Annotated in this window: 7 protein-coding genes and 1 pseudogene; 6 read left to right on the forward strand and 2 right to left on the reverse strand. The window is 73.7% G+C overall.

Going from position 1 to position 8316, the window contains the following annotated elements; genetic code table 11:
• Positions 1-152 precede the first annotated feature (152 nt).
• Positions 153-680 carry a GNAT family N-acetyltransferase gene (locus AB0M46_RS50135; protein ID WP_363348632.1) on the reverse strand — a complete coding sequence of 176 codons (528 nt, stop codon included), beginning with the start codon at positions 678-680 and terminating at the stop codon, positions 153-155.
• Between the two features lie 102 nt (positions 681-782).
• Between AB0M46_RS50135 and AB0M46_RS50140 the strand changes: the two are divergent.
• A pseudogene (locus tag AB0M46_RS50140) lies at positions 783-1927 on the forward strand (serine hydrolase domain-containing protein).
• A 4-nt stretch (positions 1928-1931) separates the two neighbouring features.
• Here AB0M46_RS50140 and AB0M46_RS50145 read toward each other — a convergent pair.
• The gene (locus tag AB0M46_RS50145) at positions 1932-2603 is read right to left on the reverse strand and encodes a DUF3662 and FHA domain-containing protein (RefSeq protein WP_363348634.1); all 672 of its coding nucleotides are present in this window, start codon (positions 2601-2603) and stop codon (positions 1932-1934) included.
• A gap of 378 nt (positions 2604-2981) precedes the next feature.
• Here AB0M46_RS50145 and AB0M46_RS50150 point away from each other — a divergent pair, with 378 nt between their 5' ends.
• From AB0M46_RS50150 to AB0M46_RS50170, 5 genes are all read left to right on the forward strand, one after another.
• Positions 2982-4109 (forward strand): LCP family protein, encoded by a 1128-nt coding sequence (locus AB0M46_RS50150; protein ID WP_363348636.1) that lies wholly within the window; start codon positions 2982-2984, stop codon positions 4107-4109.
• 228 nt (positions 4110-4337) lie between these two features.
• Positions 4338-5231, forward strand: coding sequence for a GNAT family N-acetyltransferase (locus AB0M46_RS50155; RefSeq protein ID WP_363348638.1), 894 nt, complete (start codon positions 4338-4340; stop codon positions 5229-5231).
• Positions 5232-5349: 118 nt separating this feature from the next.
• On the forward strand, positions 5350-7767 hold the full coding sequence (locus AB0M46_RS50160; RefSeq protein ID WP_363348640.1) for a SpoIIE family protein phosphatase: 2418 nt from the start codon (positions 5350-5352) through the stop codon (positions 7765-7767).
• Positions 7768-7811: 44 nt separating this feature from the next.
• The gene (locus tag AB0M46_RS50165; RefSeq protein WP_363348642.1) at positions 7812-7955 is read left to right on the forward strand and encodes a hypothetical protein; all 144 of its coding nucleotides are present in this window, start codon (positions 7812-7814) and stop codon (positions 7953-7955) included.
• 91 nt (positions 7956-8046) lie between these two features.
• A partial coding sequence (locus AB0M46_RS50170; RefSeq protein ID WP_363348644.1) for a hypothetical protein occupies positions 8047-8316 on the forward strand: 270 nt, incomplete at its 3' end.

Here is an 8316-nt window from a genome sequence, read left to right on the forward strand (position 1 = left end):
CGCGCGCACCTCCCGAACCCGACCTCGCCCCAACAACAAACGCGGGCTGACCGGCGTCACCAATCAGCCCGCGTTTAGCACCAGTCACCTAGGCCCGCCGGATCACCACTTCGATCTCGCGCGTGCGCTCTCGTCCCAGGACCAGGTGCCGGTCACGGCAGCGACTTCGTCAGCGTCTCGAACGCGAGGTCGCTGCGGCGCGGCCGGCCGAAGCGCTCGTCGCCGTACGGGAAGGGGCTCAGCACGCCGGTGCGGGCGTAGCCGCGGCGCACGTACCAGGCGATGAGATCCTCGCGCTGCACGATGACCGTCATCCGCATCTCGGTGACCTGCCACCCGTCGCGGGCGCGCCGCTCGGCCTCGGCCAGCACGGCGGCGCCGAGGCCGGCGGCCTGGCGGGCCGGGTCGACGGCGAACATCCCGAAGTAGGCGTGACCGTCGCGCCGTTCGATCTGGCAGCAGGCGACGAGCTCGCCGGCGGTCTCGGCGACCAGGACGGCGCCGGCCGGGTCGGCGATCGCGGCGGCGACCATGTCGGGGTCGGCGCGCTGGCCGTCGAGCAGGTCGGCCTCGGTGGTCCAGCCGGCCCGGCTGGACTCGCCGCGGTACGCCGACTGCACCAGCTCGACCAGGCGCGGCACGTCGCCCGGGGCGGCCTCACGGAAGGTGATCGTTGGCATCGGCCCATCATCGCAAAGCCGGGGCTAGCCCTACCCCGGACCCGCTGGGTGCCGGGATGGAGGAAGGATCGGCGTTCGCCGAGGCTGGAGTCCATGCAGGAGATGCTGGAGAGCACGCCGGGGCGGACATCCACGCGGCGCACGATCCTCAAGGCGGCGGCCGCGACGGTGCTGGTGCCGGCCCCGGCGGGGCGGCGCGACGAGCTGCAGGAGGCGCTGGAGGATCTGGGGCGGCGGGGGGTCGTCGGGGCGCAGGGGCAGGTGTCGGCCGGGCACCGCGAGAGCGTGGCGCGGGTCGGGCACGCGACCCTGGACGGCCGGGCGCCGATGCCGGTGGCGGGCCGGTTCCGCATCGGCAGCAACACGAAGACGTTCGTCTCCGTGGTGGTACTGCAGCTGGTGGGCGAGGGCCGCCTGACGCTTGCGGACCCGGTGCAGCGGTGGCTGCCGGGCGTGGTGACGGGCAACGGCAACGACGGGCGGCGCATCACGGTCCGGCAGCTGCTGCAGCACACCAGCGGGCTGTACAACTACACCGACGACATGGCCGCGCTGGGCTCTGCGGAGGAGTACCGCGCGCACCGGCTCGACCACTACGACCCGGCCGACCTGGTGGCGATCGCGCTGCGGCACCCGCCGAACTTCGCGCCCGGCACCCACTGGGACTACTCGAACACCAACTACGTGCTGGCCGGGATGATCGTGCGGCGGGTCACCGGCCGGTCGTGGGCGGAGCAGGTGCGCGACCGGGTCACCCGGCCGCTGGGGCTGCGCGACACCTACTTCCCGTACGACCACCCGGCGCTGCCGGCGTCCTCGGCCCGCGGGTACCAGCAGTTCGCCCCGGGCGCGCCGCTGGTCGACGTCACCGAGCTCAACCCGACGGTGGCCGACGCGGCCGGGGGCTGGTCAGCACGACCGACGACCTGGTGCGGTTCTGGCGGGCGCTGCAGCGCGGCGAGCTGCTGGCCCCGGCCCAGGCGGCCGAGCTGCACCGCACGGTGCCGGCCGAGACGTACCAGGACGTGCGGGCCGGCATGCGCTACGGCCTCGGCATCTTCTGGGTGCCCAGCGGGTCCGGCGGCTTCTGGGCGCACCCCGGCGACGTGCCCGGCGTCTCGACCTTCAACGGCGTCACCGATTCGGGGGACAGGGCGGTCGTGCTGTACCGCAACACCGCCCTCGCCGACAGCGGCGCCCTCAACGCCCGGGCGCTGCGGCTGGCCGAGGACGTGCTGATGCGGTGACGGCTCAGACCCGGAACGACAGGCGGGTCGAGCCGATCACGATCTCGTCGCCCGGGTTCAGCATGACCGAGTCGACCCGGCGGCCGTTCACCACCGAGCCGTTCGCCGAGCCGAGGTCCGTCAGCACCGCGCGATTGCCGTCGTACTCCACCCGCGCGTGCTGACGGGAGGCGCCCACGTCGGCCAGGCGCAGCGAGGCCTGCTCGCCGCGGCCGATGATGGTCGCGCCGCGGGCGAGCGGGTAGTGCTGCCCGTCCTCGGTGACCAGCCGCACGCCGCTGGCCTCGCCGGGGGCGACCTGCCCGCCGGTGTAGACCGTGGCCATGACCCGGAACAGGCCGGTGTCCAGGTCGTCGCCGCGGGTGATCTCGACGACGATGTCGCCGTAGACGGCCCAGCTCTGCTCGCCGACGTACTCGGCCTGGGACTGGGCCAGCTCCTGCGCCAGGGCGGCGGCGAACGGCGCCAGGCGGCTGTGGTCGGCGGGGGCCAGGGCGATCACGTACCGGTTCGGCACCAGGATGCGGCCGCCGGTCATCTGCGTCTGGTTCGCGCTCGCCTCGCCCTGCATGGCGTTGAGGATCTCGACCGGGTGCACGACGCCCTTGAACACCTTGGCGAAGGTGCCCTCGACCATGCCTTCCAGCCGCTTCTCGAACCGCTGCAGCGCGCCCAACTGATCCCCCTCGACAACCACGCAACCGAGCACGAACTGTGTACCACGGTAGTCAGGCCGGCACAGTCGTGCCCGCGACGCGCTGCGTTGCCGTGATCCATGTCATGGCCGGCCCGACCGCCGGCAGCCGGGGCTGCTGCACGACGCACGGCTGGTGCAACGCAACCGTCAGGGACGGGCCATGTACTGCCTGTGCACGTCGCTCGGGTCGGTCCTACTGGACCCAGAATCCTGAGCCGCGACTGCAACCGATCGCTGTCCCAAATCCGTCTTCAGGGACGAAACGTCGCCGTAAATCTCGGGGAGATATTGTGGCGCGCCGAGGGACCATTGGTGTCGGGGAGTGGTATGGCGAAGAAGCGTGGGAAGAGAGACCCGTTGTGGGCGCGTTTGTCCCTGGTCTTCGGGGCGTTACTGCTGCTCGTGAGCGGGGGCGTGCTCGTCGGTGGCAACGTGTTGCTGAACTACTACAGCGACCAGATCACCCACGAGGGCGGCCTCGGCGACGCGGCGGCGACCGGCGCGACCATCGACGGGCCGATCAACCTGCTCCTCGTCGGCATCGACGAGCGCATCGGCAACGAGGAGATGGGCGCGCGCGCCGACTCGATCATCGTTGCGCATGTGCCGGCCTCGCACGACGCCGTGTACATGATGTCGATCCCTCGTGACACGCGGGTGAAGATCCCGGCGAGCAAGGAAACGAAGTACAACGGCGGCACCGACAAGATCAACGCGGCGTTCCAGTTCGGCTACCAGAACGGCGGCGGCCGCAACAATGGGCTGAAGCTGCTGGCCGAGACCGTGAGCAACATGGCCGGCGGCCTGAAGTTCCACGGCGCCGCGATCGTCAACTTCGACGGCTTCAGCGGCCTGGTCAACGCCCTCGGCGGGGTGCACATGTGCGTCGACGAGCGCGTCACCTCGATCCACGTCGGGTGGAACCAGAAGACGGGGGAGGAGGGTGTGCCGTACAACTTCAACGCCGACGGCATCCCGACCACCCTCAAGCCGAACATGAAGCCGCAGGTGTACGAGGTCGGGTGCCACGACTTCCTGCCGTGGCAGGCGCTGGACTACGTCCGTCAGCGCGACAAGATGGGCAACAACGACGGCGACTACGGCCGCCAGCGCCACCAGCAGCAGTTCATCAAGGCGATGGCGAAGAAGGCCACCAGCGGGGGCGTGATCGCCAACCCGATCAAGGTCCACGAGATCCTCGGCTCGGTCGGCAAGGCGGTCTCGTTCTACAACGGCGAGGTCCACCTCTCCGACTGGATCTTCACGCTGAAGGACATCGACTCGGACAAGATGGTCACGCTGCGCACCAACAACGGCCAGTACAACCCCGAAAAGATCAACGGCCAGTTGTTCGAGTCCCTCGACCCGACCGCGGTCGAACTGCTCAAGTCCTTCGGCAGCGACTCGGTCGCCACGTTCGTCGCCAGCCATCCGGAGCTGATCGCCAACGACGCCGCTACGCCGGTGTCCACACCCTCGAACTGAGCGCGTGCTCGGCGCCCGCGATCCAACCCGGATCGCGGGCGCCGTTGTGTTGTCTGTTGCCGACGGCTTCTCGGTCGGCGGAAGCCTTGGGCCGATAGGTCGGGCGCTGGCGCGCCGCGACTTGTCCGACTTATACCCCGGCGGGCGGAAAGCATTTTCGACATTCCGCATGAATAGGACCTATCGGGCGGGCCGCGGGGTTCGGCCGGCTCGGATAGATTGGCGTGTATGAGCCCGCAGCTGGAGTTCGTCGCCGACGCGGCGCGGTTCCTGGACGCCGCCGCCGGACTGCTCGCCGCCGACCCGGTCGCCTGCTCGGTCGTCGCCTCCTTCGCCAACCGGGCCGTGGCCGCGCGGGAGGCCGGCGTGGCGCCGCCGCCCGGGGACTGGTGGCTGGTGGTGCGCGACGAGGGCGGGGCCGTGGTCGGGGCCGGGATGCGTACCGCGCCGTTCGAGCCGCGCCCGCCGTACCTGCTGCCGATGCCCGACGAGGCCGCGGTCGCGCTGGCCGGCGCCCTGCACGCGCGGGGCGAGGAGACGCTCGGCGTCAACGGGGCGCTGCCGGCCGCCGCCCTGTGCGCGCAGGAACTGGCCCGCCTCGGCGGCGGGCGGGTCGAGGTGTCCCGGCACACCCGGCTGTTCGAGCTCGGCGAGCTGGACTGGCCGGCCCCGGCGCCCGGGCGGCTGCGCCACGCCGGGCGGGACGACCTCGACGTGACGGCCGAGTGGTACGCGGCGTTCGGCGGCGACGCCGACGAGCAGGCCGGGCGCCCGCGCGGGTCCTCCGCGCACGAGCTGCCGAGCCGGGACGACCTGCTCCGCCGCATCGAGGCCGGGCACGTGTACCTCTGGGTCGACGCTCACGACCGCCCGGTGCACATGCTCGGGGCCACCCCGCCCGCCTTCGGCACGGTGCGCCTCGGCCCGGTGTACACGCCGCCCGCCGAGCGGGGCCGCGGCTGGGCCGGCAACGCCGTGGCGCACCTGTCGCACCGCCTGCGGGCGGCGGGCCTGCGGGTCTGCCTCTACACCGACCAGGACAACCCGACCTCGAACAAGATCTACGTCGCGCTCGGCTACCGGCCCGTGGTCGACACCGCCAACCTGCTCATCACGCGATGACCGCTGCCGACGCCCTCGCCGCCCGGCTGGGCTGTGCGATCGGCGCCGAGGGGGCGGTGCGTACCGACGCGGGCTTGCGCCCGCAGCGCTGACCGGGCCCGGATGCGATGATGGCCGCATGCTCGACGGTCCGGACGTGCTGCCCTCCGCCGACATCCTCGCCGTGCTCGACGCCGACCAGCAGGGCTGGGCCTTCGCCCGGGCCGTGCGCGCGGCCGGCACCGGCGAGATCGAGGACTTCGAGCTGCTGTACGTCAACGAGGCCGGCGCCCGCTACCTGGGGCGGGACCGCGCCGAGCTGGTCGGCGGCCGCTACCGGCGGCTGTGGCCGGACACCGTCAACGACGCGACCATGCCGCTGTACCGCAAGGTGGTCGAGGCCCGCGAGCCGGTGGCCCGCACCGTCTACTACGACCGGCCGAGCCTGTCGGGCCACTTCGAGCTGTGGATCGGCCCCAGTGGCGACGGCTTGGTGGTGCGCTTCGTCGATCTGCGCACGGTCACCCTCGGCCCGCAGTCGATCGGCGGCACCCGCCTCTACGAGGTGCTCGACGCCGCGTTCGACGGCTTCACGGTGCTGCGCGCGGTGCGCAGCCCCGACGGTGAGGTGCGCGACTTCGTCTGCGAGTACCTCAACGCCGCCGGCGCCGCGCTGACCGGCCGCCCGGCGGAGGAGGTCATCGGCCGGAGCTGGTCCGAGCTGGCCACGGGCCCCGGCACCCGCGCGCTGGTCGAGCGCTGGACCGAGGTCCTCACTGGCGGGGCGCCGTGGCAGGCGCGGCTGCAGTCCCCCGAGCTCCACGAGTTCTGGGAGGTCAGCGCGGCCCGGGCCGGCGCCGACTCGGTCGCCGTGTCGTTCCGCGACGTCACCGGCCAGGCCGCCCAGCAGGAGCGGGTCGAGCAGAGCATGGCCCAGGCCCGCCGGGCGGCCGAACGCAACGCGGCCCTGCAGGCGGTCACCGCCGCCCTGGTCGCGGCCAGCACCGCCGCCGACGTGTACGCCGCCATCGGCGCCGTGCTGCGCCCCTCCGCCGGCGGCCAGGGCCTGGCCCTGCTGCTGCGCCGGGACGATCACCTGGAGCTCACCTACCACGCCGGCTACGAGCCGCAGGTCGTCGAGCGGCTGCGCGAGGTGCCGCTCACCCACCCGTACCCGGCGACCGAGGTGGCCCGCACCGGCCGCGCCCGCTACCTGAGCACGCTGGCCGAGTTCGCCGTCGCCCAGGCCGCCGGCGCCGGCCGCCCCATCCCCAGCGGCGGCCGCCAGGCCTGGGCGTTCCTGCCCCTGGCCACCGCCGGCGACGTGCTCGGCACCCTCGTCATCGGCTACGGCATGCCGCGCGAGTTCGACGACGCGGAGCGCGCCAACCTGGCCGCCTTCGCCGCCGTGTGCGCCCAGGCGATGCAGCGCGCGCTGCTCTTCGAGGCCCAGGTCTCCATCGCCGGCGAGCTGCAGCGGGCCCTCCTGCCGGCCGAGCTGCCCGAGGTCCCCGGCCTGCGCCACGCCGCCCGCTACCTGCCGTGGACCCACGGCGCCGACGTCGGCGGCGACTGGTACGACGTCATCCCCCTCGGCGGCGACGTGGTCGCGGTCGTCATCGGCGACGTCGTCGGGCACAGCGCCACCGCCGCCGCCGTCATGGGCCAGGTCCGCAACGCCCTGCGCGCCTACGCGGCCGAGCGGCACAGCCCGTCCGCGGTCATGCAGCGGGTCAACCGCCTGCTGCTGGACCTGCATCCCGACGCCGTGGCCACCTGCTGCTACCTCGAGCTGCACCTGTCGGAGGGCACCGCGACCGCGGTCCTGGCCGGCCACCCGCCGCCGGTCCTGCGGGCCGGCCGCCGGGTCGGCACCCTGACCCTGCGCCCTGCCCCGCCGCTCGGCGTCAGCCCCGACGTCGGCTTCCCCGAGACCACGTTCCTCGTGCCCGGCGGGGCCAACCTGCTGCTGTACACCGACGGCCTGGTCGAGGACCGGCGCTACCACCTCGACGACGGCCTGGCCGAGCTGCGCGCCGCCGTGCGCGCCGCCCCGACGACCGACCCCCGCGCCATGCTCGACCACGTCCTGGCCGCCGGCGTCGGCCCGCGCCCCCGCACCGACGACGTCGCGCTGGTCTGCCTTTCCGTCGACGACCGCCCCGCCCCCGCCGGCACGCGCCGCAGCGCCCAGCGCCGCTTCCGGGGCGACGCGGTGAGTGCCTCCGCGGCCCGCCGCTTCACCGCCGACCTGCTCGCCGCCTGGGGCGAGGACACCCTGGCCGACGACGCCCTGCTGCTGCTCGACGAGGTCATCACCAACGCGATCCAGCACACCGTCGGCGCCGTGCTCGTCCGCCTGGAGCTGCTTGCGGACGCTCTGCGCGTGTCGGTCGCCGACCGCAGCGAGCGGCTGCCCAGCCCCCGCCCGGCGGACGCGGAGGCCGAGAACGGCCGCGGCCTGCTCATCGTCGCCTCGGTCGCCTCGGCCTGGGGCGTGGACCCCGACCCGGCCGGTGGCAAGGCGGTCTGGTTTGAAGTCTCCCGCTCTGCCTGATGCCGGCAACCGCTCCGCGACCGGCACCGGTCATGGTCGGAGCCATGCTGTGGTCCGTCGCCGCCGCGCTCGTTCTCGTGCCCTGCCGCTGGCTGCTGGGGGCCCTCGCCGGGGTCGCCACCTCCGCCCTCGTCGCCGAGGTGCGGTTCAACCGCGAGGTCCGCGACCTGGTCCGGGGCCGCCGCTGACCCGGCGGCGCGCCTCCGGCTACGCGGGTAGCTGGGCGGCCGCCTTGCCGGTGCCCCCCAACGAGCGTCGATCTCGTCTACAGTGCACGGCGTGGCGAGCCCGGTGGCCGATGAGCTGGTGCTGTCCCCCGCCCGCGGGCGGCTGGCCCTGCGGGCGATCCTGCCGCTCGTGGCCCCGGCGGTCGCGGCCGGCTACGCGCTGGCGCTCGACGCCGCCGGCACCGGGCTGGTCGTGATCCTCGTGCTCGCCGCGCTCGCGGCCGCGGTGCCGCTCGCCGTGCGCCTGCCCGCGCTGGCCGGGCTGCTCGGCGGGCCCGCGCCGCGGCTGGACCGGGCCGGGGTGCACCTGCGCCCGCGGCCC

Source organism: Dactylosporangium sp. NPDC051485 (genome assembly GCF_040682015.1).
Lineage (GTDB): Bacteria > Actinomycetota > Actinomycetes > Mycobacteriales > Micromonosporaceae > Dactylosporangium.